Origin of the sequence: Acinetobacter sp. CIP 64.2 (assembly GCF_000369645.1) — a bacterium.
Classification (GTDB): Bacteria; Pseudomonadota; Gammaproteobacteria; order Pseudomonadales; family Moraxellaceae; genus Acinetobacter.
In genome coordinates, this window is sequence record NZ_KB850120.1 from 290,623 (window position 1) to 309,703 (window position 19,081).

Here is a 19,081-nt window from a genome sequence, read left to right on the forward strand (position 1 = left end):
AAGCATGGCTGTATCACGATCAATTTGGCAAAATATTCAACAGTATAGCTGGCTCGTTTTTGCGCTAGCGTGTTTAATTGCTGCATTGATATTCTGGGGTGTTACAGATAGTAATGCGCTGGTCAAAGAGGCGCAGCCAGTTGAAACGGATGCACAAATTCAAATTCAGCCAGAAAAAGTAGCGGCAACCACGCATCTTGGTGCACTTTCCGATGAAGTAAAACCATTGGACTTAACCACGCGTGTTGTGGTGTCTAGTGAGCATGCACCTGAATTTCGTGGAACTAAGTTTATCAAAGAAAATCAACGCCAATGGACGATGGAAATTTTCCGTAGTTCGGATGAGGCGATTGTGAAAAACTTTTTGCTCAATCGTGAAGACCGCAGAAAATTTGTATATTTCCGTTTAAGTGGCGAAGATCAGGCTGAACAATACGTTTTAGCTTATGGAGTATTTGCCAGTGCGGAAGACGCTAACCGTCAATTGTCGCAGTTGAATTTAGCACTACCTGAATCAATTCACCCTACAGCACATCAATTATCAAGCTATGCAGCTTTGGTAAATGACTTGGGTTCTGATGAAATGAAGTCGGCGACCAATCAGCTATATGCGGTACAGTTAAGACCTGCAGCATTGCCACGTGTAGATGAAAGTCTGCTGATCGGCAATGGTTCACAATCTACAAGTACGCCGCGGACAACAGACACATCCTCCACAGTAAAAACGACAGTGACTCAGCGTGATGCACAGGGCAATGTGGTGAATGTCAAGCAAAGCCAATCGGCGCCTAAACCCCCTGCAACTACTGAGAAAATAAAAGAAAATTCAGATGCTCCAAAAAGAGAAGTGAGTGATCCATTTAATTAAAAATTGCACCATTATGGTTCAAAGATGTTTCCTTTTATAGCATCATGAGATCTTTTGGTGCATTTTTGTGCGCAAAAATGAGCCCTTAGTGCTAAATACTCTGATGTTATTTTAACTTTTTTAATGATTTAGTAAAAACATGCCTATATGGCATGTTTTTTGCTTTTTTGTGGTGCTAATTTGTCTGCTCATTACTCCTTTTGGTACTAAATGATTCATTAGTTTAGTGAAATGGAAAGTTTTTGTGCTTTACAAACATTTGTGAGGGTGTAATAACTGAAAACACTTTATATGGCGAATTGCGCTGCGTCTGGGACAAGAAAGGCGTATATTGCAAATCCGCCATGAAAAATGTTTTCGCGAAGCATTGAACTTTATATGAGTTGCTCGGCAATATCGCAGAAAATGAATTGATTGTTTGTTGCTCGAAAGAGCCATGTTAAAGAAGGGTACGCTATGCACATGCCATCGCCTAATACTGTAGCTCCCGCTCAAGGTTTATATCAGCCTGACGAGTTTAAGGATAACTGTGGTTTTGGTCTGATTGCCCATATGAAGGGTGAATCAAGCCATCATCTGGTCGAAACTGCGATTCACAGTTTAAGTTGCATGACGCACCGTGGAGGTATTGCCGCGGATGGTAAGACAGGAGATGGTTGCGGATTGTTATTGGCGATGCCGAAACAGTTTTTCCGTGAAGAAGCGCAGAAACTCGGGAGTAACCTGACAGAGATTTTTGCTGCAGGAACTGTATTCCTAAACATCGATCCTGCTTTAGCGCAAAATGCCAAAAACATTTTGAATAAAGAAATTGCTGCCGAAGGCTTAACTGTTGCAGCATGGCGTGTTGTACCGACAAATAATGACGCCTTGGGTGAGATTGCATTACAATCATTGCCTGCATTTGAACAAATTCTAGTGAACTGTCCAATGGGCTTAACTGAGGTTGAGTTTAACCGTAAACTCTTCTTGGCGCGCCGTCGTGCAGAACAACAATTACAAAATGACCCACTTTTCTATGTGACCACATTAGCCACAACAGTGATCAGCTATAAAGGTTTGATGATGCCAGCTGCGATTGCTGACTTCTATACTGACTTGGCTGATGCACGTTTAACCTCACATATTGTGGTATTCCACCAACGTTTTTCGACCAATACCTTACCACGTTGGCCGTTGGCACAGCCGTTCCGTTATTTGGCGCACAATGGTGAAATCAACACTATTACTGCAAACCGTAATTGGGCATTGGCACGTACACCAAAATTTGAAAATCCATTACTTCCAGGTTTAACTGAGTTAAATCCAATTGTGAACCGTACTGGCTCGGATTCTTCAAGCTTGGACAACATGCTTGAAATCTTGGTGGGCGGTGGTATGGACCTGTTCCGTGCGCTACGAATGCTGGTTCCACCTGCATGGCAAAACGTGGAAACTCTAGATGCAGACCTACGTGCTTTTTATGAGTTTAACTCGAAGCATATGGAAGCATGGGACGGCCCAGCAGGTCTGGTGATTCAAGATGGCCGTCATGCCATCTGTATGCTGGACCGTAATGGCTTGCGTCCAGCGCGTTGGGTGATCACCAAGAATGATTACATTACACTGGCATCAGAAATTGGTGTATGGGGCTATGAGCCTGAAGATGTGGTATCTAAAGGCCGTGTTGGTCCAGGGCAAATTCTGGTGGTTGATACCTTGACGGGCAAAGTGCTGGATACCAAAGATGTCAGCAACCATCTTAAAAATATGCGTCCTTATCGTGAATGGTTACGTGACCATGCGATCCGATTACAAGCCAACCCTCAGCTTGAAGAGCAGTTACTTGATCAAGGTTTAACGGGTGATGCCTTAAAAGTAGCGCAAAAAATGTTTATGGTGACATTTGAAGAGCGCGACCAGTTATTGCGTCCAATCGCAGAAAGTGGTCAGGAAGCAGTGGGTTCGATGGGTGACGATACGCCAATGGCAGTATTGTCTCGTCAAGTACGCCACGTGTCTGACTACTTCCGCCAGCAGTTTGCGCAAGTGACTAACCCACCAATTGACCCATTACGTGAATCAATCGTGATGTCGTTGGAAACTTGCTTAGGCCGTGAACAGAACGTGTTTGAGCAAGGCCCGGAACATGCGGATCGGATCATCATTTCAAGCCCTGTCTTATCGAATTCGAAAATGCAGCAGCTTCGTGATGTTGAAAAAGAACGTGAAGGCTATGGCGTTGTTGATATCAATTTGAACTATGCAGAAGCTGAAGGCTTGCAAGCGGCAATTGCACGGATTTGTGAAGAGTCAGCTCAAGCGGTTCGTGACGGTAAAACGTTAATTGTGCTCACGGATAAGAACCTGCGTGAAGGTTATTTACCTGCGAACTCTGCATTGGCAACCGGTGCTGTGCACCATCATTTAATTAAAACCGGTTTGCGTACCGATGCAAATATTTTAGTCGAAACAGGTTTTGCACGTGACCCACATCAATTTGCTGTGTTACTTGGTTTTGGTGCAACCGCGGTTTATCCATACTTGGCTTATGACGTAATCAATGACTTGGTTGCAAAAGGCGAACTTTTGGGTGACCCAATCCATGCACAGGCTAACTTCCGTAAAGGGATTGAGAAAGGCTTACTCAAAGTTCTCTCTAAGATGGGGATTTCGACAGTTGCTTCTTATCGCGGTGGTCAATTGTTTGAAGCGGTGGGATTATCTTCAGAAGTAGTGGATAAATGCTTCCTTGGTGTACCAAGTCGTATCCAAGGTGCGACTTTTGCTGATCTGGAAAGTGATCAGAAGAAATTGGCAAGCACGGCTTGGCAAAATCGTAAACCGATTGATCAAGGTGGCTTGCTTAAATTCGTATTTGGTAAAGAGTATCACGCGTTCAATCCAGACGTGATTAACTCATTGCATAAAGCGGTACGTTCAGGTCAATACCAGGACTTTAAAGAATATGCAGAATTAGTGAATAACCGTCCAGTTGCCACTATTCGTGATTTATTTAAGTTAAAAACCACGAATTCAATTGCAATTGATCAGGTTGAAACGATTGAAGAAATTCTGCCACGCTTTGACTCAGCAGGCATGTCTTTAGGTGCATTGTCACCAGAAGCACATGAAGCCATTGCCATTGCCATGAACACCATTGGTGGTCGTTCGAACTCGGGTGAGGGTGGTGAAGATCCTGCGCGTTATGGCACCATCCGTAACTCGAAGATCAAACAGATTGCATCAGGCCGTTTCGGTGTTACTCCTGCGTATTTAACCTCTGCTGAAGTATTGCAGATTAAAGTGGCGCAAGGTGCAAAACCAGGGGAAGGTGGTCAGTTACCAGGTGGTAAAGTGAATGGCTTAATTGCACGTTTACGTTACTCAGTGCCGGGTGTGACCTTGATTTCCCCACCACCGCACCACGATATTTACTCGATTGAAGATTTATCGCAATTGATTTTTGACTTGAAACAAGTTAATCCTCAAGCGATGGTCTCAGTAAAACTGGTATCTGAGCCGGGCGTTGGTACCATTGCGGCGGGTGTGGCAAAAGCCTATGCCGATTTCATTACCATTTCTGGTTATGACGGTGGTACAGCTGCATCACCACTGTCATCGATTCATCATGCGGGTTCGCCATGGGAGTTGGGTCTCAGCGAAGCGCATCAAGCGTTACGTGTGAATGACTTGCGTGGCAAGGTACGAGTACAAACCGATGGTGGTTTGAAAACCGGTCTAGACGTGATCAAAGCCGCGATTTTAGGTGCTGAAAGCTTTGGTTTCGGTTCAACCCCAATGATTGCGCTCGGTTGTAAATACCTGCGGATCTGTCACTTAAACAACTGTGCAACGGGTGTGGCAACACAACAGGATCACTTGCGCCAAGAACATTATATTGGCGAGCCACAAATGCTGATCAACTTCTTCAAGTTTATTGCAGAAGAAACACGTGAATGGTTAGCTGCATTGGGTGTTGCATCGCTGAAAGATTTGATCGGTCGTGTCGATTTACTTGAAGTTTTACCAGGTGAAACAGAAAAACACGCGCATCTTGATCTCAGTGCGTTATTGACGTCGCATCCTGCTGCTGAAGGTAAGGCACAATATTGCCAAGTTCAAGGCAATGCACCATTTGATAAAGGTATCTTGGCGGAGAAAATGGTGGCAGAGATGTTACCAGCAATTGAAGCAGGTTCAGGCGGCTCATTTAACTTCACCGTAGGGAACTGTGATCGTTCGATTGGTGCACGTATCTCGGGTGAGATTGCGCGTCGCTATGGCAACTTGGGGATGGAAGGCAGCCCAGTGGTGATGAACCTTGTTGGTACTGCAGGCCAATCACTTGGTGTCTGGAATGCGGGTGGTTTGCATATCAAACTGGAAGGTGATGCCAACGACTATGTCGGTAAAGGGATGGCGGGCGGTCGTGTGTCGATTTTCCCACCAAAAGGTTCACCGTTCCAGACCCAAAACACAGCGATCATTGGGAATACCTGTTTATACGGTGCAACGGGCGGTAAAGTCTTTGCTGCAGGGACTGCGGGCGAGCGTTTCGCAGTGCGTAACTCAGGTGCATTTGCGGTGATTGAAGGTGCGGGCGACCACTGTTGTGAATATATGACAGGTGGTGTCGTGACAGTATTGGGTAAAGTGGGTCATAACTTTGGGGCAGGCATGACCGGTGGTTTCGCCTATGTGCTTGACCTTGATAATGACTTTGTCGATTACTACAACCATGAGTTGATTGATTTGAATCGTATTTCTACAGAAGCGATGGAAGATCATAAAGAGAACTTACTACGTATTCTCGATGAGCACATCAAGGAAACAGGTAGCGCTTGGGCCTACAAAATCCGTAATGAGTTCGACTTCTATAGTCGTAAATTCTGGCTGGTAAAACCGAAAGCTGCTAACTTACAATCGCTTTTGAAAACCACTCAAGCTGATCCACAATAATTCCACGACTGCAAAGACATAGGCAGGTGCAGCGGTGAAGGACATCACTGTGCCTACCCACGGAGAGAGACATGGCAGAGCGCCTTAATAATGACTTTCAATTTCTGGATGTAGCACGCCAAGATCCAGAGAAAAAAGATATTACTGTCCGCAAGGCAGAGTTTGTGGAAATTTATAAACCTTTTACTGCGGAAGTGGCGGCGAATCAGACCCACCGTTGTTTAGGCTGTGGTAACCCGTATTGTGAGTGGAAATGTCCAGTACATAATTACATTCCAAACTGGTTAAAGTTGATTGCGGAAGGTCAAATTTTTCAAGCCGCTGAACTTTGCCACCAAACCAATACCTTGCCAGAAGTTTGTGGTCGCGTATGCCCACAAGACCGCCTGTGCGAAGGGGCGTGTACCCTGAATGATGGTTTCGGTGCTGTCACCATCGGTAATGCAGAAAAATACATCAATGACACTGCGTTCGCTTTAGGCTGGCGTCCAGATATGTCTGGCGTTAAATGGACCAATAAAAAAGTTGCCATAATTGGTGCAGGTCCTGCGGGTCTAGGTTGTGCAGATATTTTGGCACGTGGTGGGGTTAAACCTGTTGTATTTGATAAACGTCCTGAAATTGGTGGTCTATTAACCTTCGGTATTCCAGAATTTAAAATGGAAAAAGATGTGATGAAACGCCGCCGTGAAATCTTCACGGGGATGGGCATCGAATTCCGTTTAAATACTGAAATTGGTGTTGATGTCACCATTGAGCAATTACTTGCTGAGTACGATGCCGTGTTCATGGGCATGGGAACATATACCTATATGAAAGGTGGTTTCCCTGGTGAAGATCTTGACGGTGTTTATGATGCCTTGGATTTCTTAATTGCCAACGTGAACCGTTGTCAAGGTTGGGAAAAAGATCCAAGCGAATACATCAGTGTCGATGGTAAAAAGGTGATCGTTCTAGGTGGTGGTGATACGGCGATGGACTGTAACCGTACTTCATTACGTCAAGGTGCGCATGATGTAACTTGTGCTTATCGCCGTGATGAAAGCAACATGCCGGGTTCTGCACGTGAAGTGAAGAATGCCTATGAAGAAGGGGTTAAATTCCTGTTCAACCGCCAGCCAATCGAGATTGTCGGTGAAAATGGTAAAGTAACGGGTGTTAAGGTTGTAACCACACAAATGGGTGAAGCAGACAGCCGTGGTCGTCGCAGCCCTGAACCAATTCCGGGTTCTGAAGAAATTCTACCCGCGGATGCCGTATTATTGGCCTTTGGTTTCCGTCCAAGTCCAGCAGACTGGTTCGGTGGTGCGAATGTGAGTTTAGATGGTTCAGGTCGTGTGGTCGCGGCTGAACAGCAAGAATTTAAATTCCAGACTTCGAATCCAAAAATCTTCGCAGGTGGAGATATGGTTCGTGGTTCTGACTTGGTGGTCACCGCGATCTGGGAAGGTCGTCAAGCTGCTGAAGGTATCTTGGATTATCTTGGCGTATAAACCTATTGTGCATATTTAAGTTGTTAAAAAGCCCAAGCCTCGTGCTTGGGCTTTTTTTATAGGGTTGATGATCTGCAATCTATCTGTTGTGGCCAAAGTAAATAAAAACTTTAACAAGTGTTCAATAACTTGTTATGCTATTAATGATAATAATTCTCATTTTAATTTTTACTGAGTGGATAAAATAATGACATCAAAACTCAATGATCGGCTGTTAATTGCGGCACTGTATACCAGCACCTTTCTCTGCTTGGTGGATTTGAGCAGTGTTAATCTGGCTTTAACGGCAATTCAAGCCCAATTCAATAGCCATCTTGCCGATTTACAATGGGTGATTGATAGTTATGCGTTGAGTATGTCGAGTTTGATGTTAGCAGTGGGTGCTTTAAGCCAATGGTTGGGGCGTAAACGCTTGTGGTTAGTCGGTGTCATCATCTTTATTCTGGGCTCGGTGATTTGTGCTGCTGCACCTGATTTTGGCATATTGATTATTGGGCGGGTGATTCAGGGCATTGCGGGAGCGATGCTGATTCCACTGACTTTGGCCATCATCGTACATCATTTTACCCAAGCCAATCGCAAAGCACGGGAAATTGGTAACTGGAGCTCATTCAGTGCCTTTGCCTTAATTATTGGGCCCTTGATGGGGGGATTGATGGTGCATTATTTGGGCTGGCAGAGTATTTTCTGGCTGAATCTGCCGGTTGGATTATTGGCCTTATTTTTGGGCTGGAAAGGTATTGCTGAAGATGCGAATCAGCAAAAAATCAGTTTCGATTATTTAGGGCTGATTTATAGCGTGATTGCGATTGCCACCTTAACCTATAGCATTATCATGGTTCAGCAAGCGCATTTGGGTTATTTGATTGCTTTTAGTTTCTTGATTTCAATAGTTTTTGCTCTGATTTTTATTCGACATCAAAAACATGCTTTGCATCCATTGATCCCACGGCATTTATTCCATAACCGCATTTTTGTGCGCTTTAATCTGATTTCATTTCTACTGGGATTTGCAGGCTATAGCTCCTTATTTGTGTTTGCCTTGTTTTATCAGGAACAGGTTCATTTAAGTGCGGCCCAAGCAGGTTGGTTGATCGCCCCACAATTCCTGATGCAGGCATTGGTTTCCATCGGGTTTGGTCGCTTACAGCAAAGTTATGGTGCTTTGTCATTACTTCGAATCGGTTTGCTCATTTCGGGGACTGCATTGATCGCAATGATCAGTTTCCAGAGCAATTCTTCCTATCTGCTGTTTATTGGTTTAAGCGGCATGATGGGTGCAGGCATTGGATTGATTGTACCGAGTTCCAGTACTTTGAGCTTACATACGGTATCGCAGGCTGATGCGAGTTTTGCCGCAGCAATCTTGAATATGCTGAGACAGCTTGGGCTGACTTTTGGCATTGCGGTATTTGGCACGCTGACTGCGTTTATGATCAAATGGGCGGTGACAAGCTTGCATTATCCGATGGTACAGGCACAGCTATTGGCATTTCATGTGGTGGTGGCGATCATGGGCGGACTATTCCTTGTAGCGATGTGGAGCTTAAGAAAAATTAAACAACAAGAGTGTGTCGCACCGATCTCATCGACCTAGACCAGTCATCATTTTGGTAGTTTTGGCAAATTTTGTAAGCTTTTTTGCCCTGTGCATGCATTTTTTACAGCGTGATACTCGAACACAGTCTAGAAAATGATGCAGGCAATCGAGATGGCTCTTGCAAATGCGAATGTGGAAAAAACTTATTTAAATCGCCCCAGAGCTTTGGGGATTACGGTACGACGTTTGCAATTTAACCCAAACAAAATCAAACGTCATTATTTTGCCAATTCTCCGGTGATGTCACACTTACTCACGGCACTGTCGTCAACTTTCCCGATTGGAGAGCAGTATTTTGTCAATAGTGTGCGCAATGTCCGAGACAAAGTGCAAGACCCACAATTACAAGCACAGATTGCAGCATTTATTGGGCAGGAGGCGATGCACTCCAAAGCGCATACTGAGTTTAATGATGCTTGGCGACGCGATGATTATAATCTTGATCGTTTTCAGGCGTGGCTGGCAAAACGTGATGATGTGCTGCGAAATATTCATCCGAAACTGCAGTTGGCTTTGACCTGTGCGTTTGAGCATTTTACTGCAATGCTCGGTGCTTATATTCTTAAGCATCCTGAAATTCTCAGTACCTTGGATGAGGATGCCATGAAACTATGGGTCTGGCATGCGATTGAGGAAATTGAGCATCGTTCGGTGGCCTTTGATGTCTATCAGGCGGTGTATGGTGATGACCGTATTCGCCGTTTACTGATGCGCAGTGTGACGACGGGTTTTGCTAGCCTGACGTTGTATGCCACCACACGACTGATCTGGCAGGATAAATGGAAGAGCCTACCGAAATTGGGCGGTAATCTATTTGGCATGTATTTACTCAGTAAAATGTTGCTGCAATTGATTCCTGAATATTTATCTTATTATCAGGCCGATTTTCATCCTGCCAAACATGACTACAGTGCATTGGTGAATTACTGGAAAGCACGTATGGCCGATGAATATGGCATGGCGAGTTTTCAAGAGGAAACTGCATCTAAAATTTATAGTTAATTTCAATTCAAATCATAAAGTTTGTGCTTAGCGCGGCATTACTTCAAGCTTGCTTGAGTGATGCCTTTTTTATTTAAATACCCATAAAGCAACTTTAATAAATGTTACACAGCTGACAAAAAATCTCATTACAATAAATTATCGCAAAAATATAAAGAAAAACTTGAGGATAAATTTTTATGAAAATTATCAAACAGACTGCACTCGCAACCGTATTGGCCAGCAGCTTGCTATTTACTGGTTGTGGCTATAATACCTTGCAGGTCAAAGACGAAGCGGTAAATGCTTCTTGGTCTGAGGTGCAGAACCAATACCAACGCCGTGCAGACCTTGTTCCAAACTTGGTGAATGTGGTGAAAGGCTACGCCAAACATGAAGAACAAGTCTTGGTCGAGGTCACTCAGGCACGTTCGAATGTCGCAGGCTTGAAAGTTGATAAAGAAGTGCTCGAAGATCCGGCACTTTTCGAGAAATACCAACAGGCACAAAGCCAATTGACGGGTGCGCTATCTCGCTTGATCGCGGTTTCAGAAAATTATCCAGATTTAAAAGCCAATGAGCAGTTCCGTGATTTACAGGCACAGCTTGAAGGTACTGAAAACCGTATCGCAGTTGCGCGTAACCGCTATATCACCACGGTTCAGGACTACAATGGCTATGTACGTCAGTTCCCGCAAGCCCTGACCGCAAAAGTGATTGGCATGAAAACCAAAGAAAACTTTAAGGCGGAACAGTCTGCACAGCAAGCACCTACAGTTTCATTTAATTAATTGTTGAAATGATTCTGAACTGTAAGGAGCAACCGTATGTTGAGCGTGCTTAAGCAAAACTTGAAACAGAAAATATTTGCTGTTTTAACCCTCGTCTTTGCCGCACTATTTTTCCAGCATACGGTTTGGGCTGAAGTGGCGACTGCAACAGATCAAAGTGATGTTGTGGTTGCAGCTAAGATTATTCAAGAACAGCAAAAGAATAAGACGACTACATCAACCACTCAAAATACTGAAACGCCTGCCTTGCCGCAAGTGACCAATGATATGGCCGAAGGTGAATCCATCCGTGGTTTACCGACCTTAAATCAACCAGTGATTGATCAGGCCAAAATCTTGAGTGTTGCTGAGATGCAGCAGCTTAATCAGAAAATTCTTAACCTGTATCAACAAGGTAAAGCCCAAATTGGAGTCATTATCGTACCGACTACAGGGCAGGAAGCTATTTTTGATTTTGCTTTGCGTACGGGCGAAAAATGGCAATTGGGTTCAGCCAAACGTGACAATGGTTTGTTGATGGCGATTGCGGTGAATGACCGTAATATCCAGATCTTGACCGGTTATGGTCTAGAGGGTGTTCTGCCCGATGTCGTGCTAAGTCGGATTATCCGCAATCAAATTACCCCGTATTTTAAACAGGGCCAATACGCACAAGGTATTTCCGCTGGCTTGGATGAAATTAGCCGCATTGTCAATCTGGACCCTGAAATTGCGCAGCAAGCCGCGCAAGAGCTGAAAGATCGGCATGAACAAGCGATTCAAGCACAACAGGCCAAAGACAATACCTTGACTATGGCATTATTTATCCTGATTGCCGGTGTAGTGGGATCATTCATTGTTGGTAATCGTTTAAGTGCTGCCACAGCGGGGGTCACCGCTGCTGCGGCAGGATTACTGAATGGTGCAGGTTTAGTGATGAGCCTGTTACTCGGTTTTGGGATTTTCTTTTTATTGATTACCTCACTGGCACAGCTGATTTTTCAGGCTTTCCTTTCTGGTGGAGGTCGTGGTGGCGGAGGCGGTGGTTTTGGCGGCGGCAGCGGCGGTGGTTATAGCGGTGGCGGTGGTAGTTTTGGCGGGGGAGGAGCATCAGGCTCATGGTAACAAAAACGGATACAACGCAGATTATTACGCAACCGAAATTGAATGAGCACGTGCAGCCGAGTCTAAAACGTTGGTTTAAGCATTTTCTTTACGTGTCTTCTGCACATCGTTATTTTAATAAACAAGATCGGCTAGAGATCGCTGAAGCAGTACAACGGGCAGAGAAAGGTCATATCGGGGAAATTCAGGTGGTGATTGAGGGACATATTCCCTGTTCACAAGCTTACCATCAAAATACCCGTTTACGTGCGCAACAATTGTTTGCTGAACTTGGGGTTTGGGATACCGAGCTTAATAGTGGTGTACTCCTGTATTTAAACCTGTGTGAGCGCAAAGTTGAGATCGTGATCGACCGTGGTTTAAAAGATGCCACACCTACTGAAACATGGAATGCGATTTGCCAGAGTATTGTGCTGTTATTGGCGCAAAAACAATATTTACAAGCAGTAAGTAATGGTGTTGCTGAAATTGGACAGGTACTGGACCAGTACTATGTGAAATCGGATTCAAATGATCAAAACGAATTGCCAAACGAACCGATTATTTTGAACTAGCCTTTAAATTTTTCTCAAAATTAGTACTTGTTATTTTAGGAAAAATAAACTAATGTGCAGACGATTCTGTATATCTTGAATTTCTTTATAGCAAGCTTTTAGATAAGCTTCCGATAAACGGTAAAAAAAATTTGAATAAATTACAATAAATTTTCTGTGAAATAGGTCGCTCAATTTAAGTACAATTAGAAAGTAGTCAAATTCAATAGCTGAAAAAATGAATAATAAAGCAGTAAAGTTGACGTTATTTGTCATTTTTTCTCGTTAAATGTCTAATTTGCTCTCATTTTATTCAATATGATTTTTTTTTAAGTCCCTGTTTTTTTAGGGTAAAATTGGCTAAGCTAAGGACTGGCATAAAACATGCTAAATACTAAGTAGCTGAAAAAAGCTTATAAAAAAATATCCATTGGAGAAATGTTATGAAATCAATGCAAAAGGGTTTTACTCTTATCGAATTGATGATCGTTGTCGCGATCATTGGTATCTTGGCTGCAATTGCGATTCCTGCGTATCAGGATTACATCGTTCGTTCTAAAGTAACGGAAGGTTTAAACTTGGCATCTTCTTACAAAACAGTGATTGCTGAAAATGCGGGTAATGCTGCATCTGATTTAACTCTTGGTGTTCCTAACTTTGTTGCAACGAAAAATGTAAAATCTATTGCGGCAGCGGCAACAACTGGTGTTATTACAATTACTTATCAACCTACGGTAAAAGATGTAGTAATTACTTTAACACCAAAAGATGGTGCAGAAAATGGTAACGCAATTGCTAATAACAAAGTTCCTGTAAATCAAATTACTTGGGTTTGTGCAGTAGATAGTGCGGCTAATTCTAAATACGTTCCTGCAAATTGCCGTATCTAATTTATTTTTAGAATGAAAATGCCAGCTTTTATAGCTGGCATTTTTATAAGTAATATTAAGTTCATAAAGTGACGAAAAAGGTCTTTTTGTGCCTTGGAAGTATTTTTTAATATATAAAAATTATAAAAAACATATATTTGTAATTTGGCATGATTCTTGTTTATTAAAGTAATGATAAATGGGAGAATGAACAAATGGAAGCTGCAAAAGGTTTTACACTAATTGAATTAATTATAGTAGTTGCGATTATTGGTATCTTGGCTATTATAGCAATTCCAGCATATCAGGACTATATGATACGTGCTAAAGTAACAGAAGGGCTGAATTTAGCGTTTCCTTATAAAACAATAGTTGTAGAAAATGCGAGCAATGGTGCATCTAATTTAACATTAGGGATTCCTAGTTTCTTTACGGCAACTACAAATGTTACAAGTATTACACCTAATATTAATAATGGAGAAATAGTGATTACTTATACTGCAAAGGTGAAAAATATAAAACTAAAGTTAACACCATATGATGGAGCAGAAAATAGTATACCTATATCAGCTGGAACAGTTGCACAGAATCAAATAACTTGGGTTTGTTCGGTTGATGATCTTACAAATAATGCTAGATACGTACCTGCAAATTGTCGTAATTAATTTTAAATTTTTAGATATAATAAGCATAGATTTAAATATAACTTTTTTATGTTAGTTTTTGAAAAATGGAATTTTAATAGAATGTATATATCATATCGCCCATTGATTGCAAGTTCATTCTTATTTTTTACCTTGTCGATCTTAAATCCTGTACATGCTTTACCTTTGGTGGGCTTTTTTTCAGAATTTTTTTGTTTTATAGGTTGCCTGACTTTGCTTCCATTTTTATTTAAAATAAAAATAGAAGTTCCTAGAATTATTCTTCCATTATTTTTAATTTTACTTATTCCATTAATTCAATTTTCTTTGGGTTATGTTTTTTTCTTTTTTAATGCTTTTTTTTCTTTTGTATACTTATTATTCTTTTTATTAATGATTTTACTAGGATATAATTTAAAAAAAAGTAATGTAGTAGATATTAAATTTTTTTTAGCTATATTTTTCTTAAGTGTCAGCATCGTTTCAAGTTTTTTTGCAATTATACAGTGGTTAGGACTATCTAAGGATTCTGCATTTATTCTGAACTTGGTAGGTTCTAGACCCTATGCAAATATGGCTCAACCTAACCACTTATCAACTTTTTTATGCATGGGGCTTTTTTCTTGTTGGTATTTTTTTGAAAATAAGAAGATCGGTAAGAGTCTATTTTATGTTCTATGTTCTATTTTGTATTTTTCAATTGCATTAACACAGTCAAGAACGGCATGGTTAATTATTTTGTTTTCTTCATTTTTTGTGTTTCTCATAAACAAAAAATATAATATGAGAATTTCGAAAATAAATCTATTGGCAGGAGGTGCCTTTTTTGTTTTATGTGTTTTTATTTTTCCCTTAATAAACGGATTTATGGCCCAATATTTTAATATAATAGATACTGGTTCAATAGTGGAAAGAGTATCCAGTGGTTATGAACGGTTTAAAATTTGGAATCAAATTTTTCATGCAATTTTACAGAAACCTTGGTTTGGATATGGATGGAATCAGACGACAGCTGCACAATTTGAAGTTATTGATCAATTTCCTGGAAAAGAGTGGGCGACAAGCTCGCATAACTTAATATTAGATATATTGGTTTGGTGTGGTATACCATTAGGTTTTTTAATTTCTAGTTATTTTGTCTATTTATATGTTAGGGCTTATTCTAGTATAGAAGGTGTTGGAGATATTTTTTTATTTTTGGTTGTGTCATCAGTGTTGATCCATAGTTTTTTAGAATTCCCTCTGTATTTTTCATATTTTTTAATGCCAATTGGTTTGATTTTTGGTGTTTTATTAAAAAGTGAAAATAAATTTATATTTTTAAATCAAATTTTAATCGTATTTATATTTTTTAGTGGTTTTTTTTTAGGGGCTGTAATTTTTAGGGAATATTTAAAAATAGAAGATAATTTATTTTCAGGCCGTTTACATGCTATGGGTGATTTAAGAGATGAGGTTAAATTACCCTATCATTTATACTTTTTTGATTTTTTTGATGATCGTGCTAAATGGCTAGCATTATACCCTAAAATGAAAGTTTCTCCAGAGAAACTAATGTTAGGAGAAAAGATGGTAAAAACTTACCTCAAACCCTATGATATTCATAAATACGCACAATTACTAGCATTTAATGGCTACAAGGATGAGGCAGATAGACAATTAAAAATTTTAAATATTCTGTATGGGATTGATGTTTCATATAATGACTTACTGGAAAAATAAAAATTATAAGAATGATTTTATTTATTAACTATTACTAAATTTATTAGTGTGGATGCAAAAAGGAATTCTTTTTTATTTGAATATGATTCTTTAGGTTTTGAATGGTTTCTCCATGCGATTTAGCGTGGTTAGTATTTCGTCTAGTGTGTTATCCTAAAGTCATAGCTTTTGTTCTTTGGGAAGCAAATGCTGTTGATATGACCGTTCTCATAAACAAAGAAAAAGGTGAAGTGGTTAAAATTGTAGACCTACGTCCTTGGAAGTAAATTGTAGTTTTTATCTTATATTTGATTGGTAGATCAAAGCTTAGCGATATAATTCCGCTAAGCCTTTTTAACATGTACAAAGTATGCAATTTATATGCTTTTTTCTTGCCAGTGTTCTCATCAGTTTTGCCTGGCTCTCCCCATTTCATACTTATCCATGGGTCACCTTCTCAGGTGAATTGGCGAGTTTTGGTGCCGGACTGACGCTACTGGCGGTGTTCCTTAATAAAAAAATGCTTGTGCCTCGAGCACAACTGTTGATTGCACCCATTATTCTGGTCCCTCTCATTCAGTGGAGTTTTGGACTGGTATATGACTTTAGTACAGCGCTGTTAAGTTCGCTCTATGTCTTTGCCTTTTGGTTGATGATTGTACTTGGCTTTAACCTTTCTGTGCAGGCCAAGAAGCGTGATGCCTTAATGGAAGAGATCTCTAAACTCCTGTTCGGTATTGCGATAGTCTGTAGTGGAATCGCGATTGCGCAATGGTGTGGTTTAGGTGGCGTGATCAATGGTGTCATGCAGTTCAAAGGCGATCGACCTTATGCTAATTTTGGGCAGCCTAATCATTTAGCCACCTTTCTAATTATGGGGCTGATGGGTGCCTTATACCTTTATGAGAAAAGAGCACTGCCATCATGGTGCTTGGTTCCTCCAAGCGTGATTATTTTATTTACAGTTGCCTTAACTCAATCCCGAACATCATGGGTGGTATGTTTATTCATTCTGTTTTATTGGATGTATAAGCAGTACAAGCAGCAACCACGTTTTAACTTTGCCCAGCTTTGGGTCTGGAGTATTGGCTTTTTTGTGATTGCAGTATGGGGACTGCCATTGCTTACTCATCTCATCGATACTTTCTCAAACTCAGCAGTGGTCCAAACCAGTAGTGTGGCTGAGCGTGCCAGCTCAGGATATTTACGTTTTGAAATCTGGACGCAAATGCTATTGGCATTGAAGGAGCAGCCTTGGTTTGGCTATGGATGGAACCAGACCAGTGTTGCGCAAATAACTGTTTTTCATTTGCATCCAAACCATGAGTGGGTTGTGAGTGCTCATAATGTATTGCTGGATATTTTGGTCTGGAATGGATTACCACTTGGTCTGTTCATTATTGTGTATATGGCGTTGTGGTTTTTTTGGCTGGATAAAAATGCTAAAGATACAACCTCGATTATTGCGATTTTGATGGTCTCTGCCATTCTGATTCATGCCTTGTTGGAGTTTCCACAGCGTTATGCTTATTTCTTGCTTCCGATGGGTTTTCTTCTTGGCCTGATTCAAGCACAAACCCCTGAGTTAAAAGGAATTTATTTATATAAGAATGTGATTCGCTGTATTTGGTTGATCGCGATTGTGGTCATGTTGTTAATTTGGCGTGATTATAAGCTTTTTCAAGAAAATAGCCGTTTAATCTTTAAAAAGCAGCAACCGACAGTTGAAATATTGGGCAGCTCGAAAATTCTGTTATTGACTCAATTTCAGCAACGTATGGACTGGATTCGTTTAAAACCACAAACAATCATGGCTGAAGCTGATTTAGAGCAATTTGGAAAGCTGGTTAAGAATAAAGCAACGCCGTATAACTTGAAGAAGTATGCGCAGTTACTTGCTTATAATCAAAAACTTGAACAAGCGGAACAGCAGCTATTTATTTTACAGCAGTTGTATGGGCAACAGCTGAGCCTGCCTGAAGTTGTAGAAATGAATAAGCGAGCAATGTAAAAAAATAAAGCCCTTGATCAGGGCTTTATTTTTGGATGAAACTCAAGCGTTGTTTGAGTTTCTTAAATTTGGCTTTGAATATAGTTTTCAATACCAACATTTTCAACCAAATCAAGTTGCGTATCTAGCCAGTCCCAATATTCTTCTTCTTTCTCTAGAATTTCTTGGACTAAATCTCGGGTGACATAGTCCTGTTCTGACTCGGCAAGCTCAACCGCTTGCTTGAGTGCTGCAATATTCTCTTTAACCTTGCGAATATCGCAGTTCAGGACTTCTTCCGTATGCTGACCAATATAGAGCTTGCCTAAATGTTGTAGGTTGGGTAAGCCTTCTAAAAATAAGATGCGTTCGATGACTTTATCTGCATGTTTCATCTGGCGAATAGATTCTTTGTACTCGGCAGAACCAAGTTGTTCAATTCCCCAGTCATTAAACATGCGAGAGTGTAAAAAATATTGATTAATTGCTGTTAAATGGTGGTAAAGCACCTGATTCAGCTGATTGATAACTTCACGATTGCCTTTCATTGCGTTTACTCCAAAACACCAAGTGATGCCCTAGTGGCTAAGGCAATTTATCTTATCTTAATCAACAAATAATGTTCTGGCGAGTAATTTATAGAACGGCAAATGAAAATCACAATCAAAAACATCCTGATAGGATTATGATTTTTATAAAAAAACCGCTTATATGAGTACTATTTAAAGTTCAGCAAGAAGCGGCGGAGTCGTAAAGCACGAGTTGAATCTGATGAATAGTTTTGAAGCTAGATCAAGCAGCTATAGAAATACGCGCGGCGATTTCTGCAAGTTCGTCACTGATAATGGCACGCGCTTCAGGTGCACAACGACCACAACATGTGCCTAAATCGAGAAGCTCACGGATTTCACGATAGCTTTCAGCGCCGTTTGCAACAGCCTCTTTAATATCCTGATCCGTAATTCCACGACATAAACAAACATACATGGGAGTAAGCCACAAATATAAATGCGATAATTGATATTATTGATAATTATTATCGTTTGTCAATGAATTTCATTCTAACAATGAGTATATTCTTATTGGGAATTTGAATAAAAAAATACCGCCTGATCGGCGATATTTTTTAATGATTTATATCTTTTTGATAAATCTAAATTTAAAAAATTATGGAATGATTACGATTCCATCCATTTCGACTAATGCACCTTTTGGCAGGCTTGCAACACCTAGGGCTGCACGAGCTGGGTAAGGCTGAGCAAAGTATTCGCCCATAATCTGATTCACCAATTGGAAGTGAGAGAGATCAGTCAGAAAAATATTCAATTTCGCGATATCCGCCAGACTACCGCCTGCAGCAGTACAGACCGCTTTTAAGTTATCAAATACGCGACGAATCTGGGCTTCAATGCCTTCCACAAGTTCCATACTGTACGGATCTAAACCAATTTGACCAGAAAGGTAGAGTGTGTTGCCAACTAGGATTGCTTGAGAATATGTTCCGATCGCAGCAGGGGCGTGTTCAGTATGAATAACTTGACGTGACATTAAGCTCTCCTATGTCGT

General features: G+C 40.9%; 15 protein-coding genes. 12 read left to right on the forward strand and 3 right to left on the reverse strand.

Annotated features, from left to right (window positions below):
• Nucleotides 1–4: 4 nt before the first annotated feature.
• The 12 genes from F895_RS17335 to F895_RS17275 all read left to right on the forward strand — a co-directional run bounded on the left by F895_RS17335 (nt 5) and on the right by F895_RS17275 (nt 17,536).
• The gene (locus F895_RS17335; protein WP_005238374.1) at nt 5–868 is read left to right on the forward strand and encodes a hypothetical protein; all 864 of its coding nucleotides are present in this window, start codon (nt 5–7) and stop codon (nt 866–868) included.
• 462 nt (nt 869–1,330) lie between these two features.
• Nucleotides 1,331–5,809, forward strand: a complete 4,479-nt coding sequence (gltB, locus tag F895_RS17330; RefSeq protein ID WP_171057811.1) for a glutamate synthase large subunit — start codon at nt 1,331–1,333, stop codon at nt 5,807–5,809.
• A 71-nt stretch (nt 5,810–5,880) separates the two neighbouring features.
• Nucleotides 5,881–7,302 carry an FAD-dependent oxidoreductase gene (locus tag F895_RS17325; RefSeq protein ID WP_005238378.1) on the forward strand — a complete coding sequence of 474 codons (1,422 nt, stop codon included), beginning with the start codon at nt 5,881–5,883 and terminating at the stop codon, nt 7,300–7,302.
• A gap of 187 nt (nt 7,303–7,489) precedes the next feature.
• Nucleotides 7,490–8,899 (forward strand): MFS transporter, encoded by a 1,410-nt coding sequence (locus F895_RS17320; protein ID WP_005238380.1) that lies wholly within the window; start codon nt 7,490–7,492, stop codon nt 8,897–8,899.
• A 114-nt stretch (nt 8,900–9,013) separates the two neighbouring features.
• Nucleotides 9,014–9,904 carry a metal-dependent hydrolase gene (locus tag F895_RS17315; RefSeq protein ID WP_005238381.1) on the forward strand — a complete coding sequence of 297 codons (891 nt, stop codon included), beginning with the start codon at nt 9,014–9,016 and terminating at the stop codon, nt 9,902–9,904.
• 179 nt (nt 9,905–10,083) lie between these two features.
• Nucleotides 10,084–10,674: a LemA family protein gene (locus F895_RS17310; RefSeq protein WP_005147322.1), complete on the forward strand. Its 591-nt coding sequence runs from the start codon at nt 10,084–10,086 to the stop codon at nt 10,672–10,674.
• 36 nt (nt 10,675–10,710) lie between these two features.
• Nucleotides 10,711–11,778: a TPM domain-containing protein gene (locus tag F895_RS17305; RefSeq protein ID WP_005238383.1), complete on the forward strand. Its 1,068-nt coding sequence runs from the start codon at nt 10,711–10,713 to the stop codon at nt 11,776–11,778.
• Complete coding sequence (locus F895_RS17300) at nt 11,772–12,332, forward strand: TPM domain-containing protein (protein ID WP_005238384.1); 561 nt, start codon at nt 11,772–11,774, stop codon at nt 12,330–12,332. The genes F895_RS17305 and F895_RS17300 overlap by 7 nt, the downstream gene beginning before the upstream one ends.
• Before the next feature lie 431 nt (nt 12,333–12,763).
• Entirely contained in the window at nt 12,764–13,201 is a 438-nt protein-coding gene (locus F895_RS17290; RefSeq protein ID WP_416202036.1) for a pilin, read from the forward strand.
• 194 nt (nt 13,202–13,395) lie between these two features.
• Complete coding sequence (locus tag F895_RS17285; RefSeq protein ID WP_005238387.1) at nt 13,396–13,845, forward strand: pilin; 450 nt, start codon at nt 13,396–13,398, stop codon at nt 13,843–13,845.
• A gap of 48 nt (nt 13,846–13,893) precedes the next feature.
• Nucleotides 13,894–15,546, forward strand: a complete 1,653-nt coding sequence (locus tag F895_RS17280) for a PglL family O-oligosaccharyltransferase (RefSeq protein WP_081402011.1) — start codon at nt 13,894–13,896, stop codon at nt 15,544–15,546.
• A 349-nt stretch (nt 15,547–15,895) separates the two neighbouring features.
• Complete coding sequence (locus F895_RS17275; protein WP_005238392.1) at nt 15,896–17,536, forward strand: PglL family O-oligosaccharyltransferase; 1,641 nt, start codon at nt 15,896–15,898, stop codon at nt 17,534–17,536.
• A 62-nt stretch (nt 17,537–17,598) separates the two neighbouring features.
• On the opposite strand, the gene bfr is transcribed toward F895_RS17275, so the two are convergent.
• From bfr to F895_RS17260, 3 genes are all read right to left on the reverse strand, one after another.
• Nucleotides 17,599–18,063: a heteropolymeric bacterioferritin subunit Bfr gene (bfr, locus tag F895_RS17270; protein ID WP_005238394.1), complete on the reverse strand. Its 465-nt coding sequence runs from the start codon at nt 18,061–18,063 to the stop codon at nt 17,599–17,601.
• Nucleotides 18,064–18,307: 244 nt separating this feature from the next.
• Nucleotides 18,308–18,502, reverse strand: coding sequence for a bacterioferritin-associated ferredoxin (locus tag F895_RS17265; protein WP_005238396.1), 195 nt, complete (start codon nt 18,500–18,502; stop codon nt 18,308–18,310).
• 180 nt (nt 18,503–18,682) lie between these two features.
• The gene (locus F895_RS17260; protein WP_004657462.1) at nt 18,683–19,063 is read right to left on the reverse strand and encodes a RidA family protein; all 381 of its coding nucleotides are present in this window, start codon (nt 19,061–19,063) and stop codon (nt 18,683–18,685) included.
• Nucleotides 19,064–19,081 lie beyond the last annotated feature (18 nt).

Coding starts and splice junctions, on each gene's coding strand:
- F895_RS17335 (WP_005238374.1), top strand. CDS start 5: ATGGCTGTATCACGATCAATTTGGCAAAATATTCAACAGTATAGCTGG.
- gltB (WP_171057811.1), top strand. CDS start 1,331: ATGCCATCGCCTAATACTGTAGCTCCCGCTCAAGGTTTATATCAGCCT.
- F895_RS17325 (WP_005238378.1), top strand. CDS start 5,881: ATGGCAGAGCGCCTTAATAATGACTTTCAATTTCTGGATGTAGCACGC.
- F895_RS17320 (WP_005238380.1), top strand. CDS start 7,490: ATGACATCAAAACTCAATGATCGGCTGTTAATTGCGGCACTGTATACC.
- F895_RS17315 (WP_005238381.1), top strand. CDS start 9,014: ATGGCTCTTGCAAATGCGAATGTGGAAAAAACTTATTTAAATCGCCCC.
- F895_RS17310 (WP_005147322.1), top strand. CDS start 10,084: ATGAAAATTATCAAACAGACTGCACTCGCAACCGTATTGGCCAGCAGC.
- F895_RS17305 (WP_005238383.1), top strand. CDS start 10,711: ATGTTGAGCGTGCTTAAGCAAAACTTGAAACAGAAAATATTTGCTGTT.
- F895_RS17300 (WP_005238384.1), top strand. CDS start 11,772: ATGGTAACAAAAACGGATACAACGCAGATTATTACGCAACCGAAATTG.
- F895_RS17290 (WP_416202036.1), top strand. CDS start 12,764: ATGCAAAAGGGTTTTACTCTTATCGAATTGATGATCGTTGTCGCGATC.
- F895_RS17285 (WP_005238387.1), top strand. CDS start 13,396: ATGGAAGCTGCAAAAGGTTTTACACTAATTGAATTAATTATAGTAGTT.
- F895_RS17280 (WP_081402011.1), top strand. CDS start 13,894: ATGTTAGTTTTTGAAAAATGGAATTTTAATAGAATGTATATATCATAT.
- F895_RS17275 (WP_005238392.1), top strand. CDS start 15,896: ATGCAATTTATATGCTTTTTTCTTGCCAGTGTTCTCATCAGTTTTGCC.
- bfr (WP_005238394.1), bottom strand. CDS start 18,063: ATGAAAGGCAATCGTGAAGTTATCAATCAGCTGAATCAGGTGCTTTAC.
- F895_RS17265 (WP_005238396.1), bottom strand. CDS start 18,502: ATGTATGTTTGTTTATGTCGTGGAATTACGGATCAGGATATTAAAGAG.
- F895_RS17260 (WP_004657462.1), bottom strand. CDS start 19,063: ATGTCACGTCAAGTTATTCATACTGAACACGCCCCTGCTGCGATCGGA.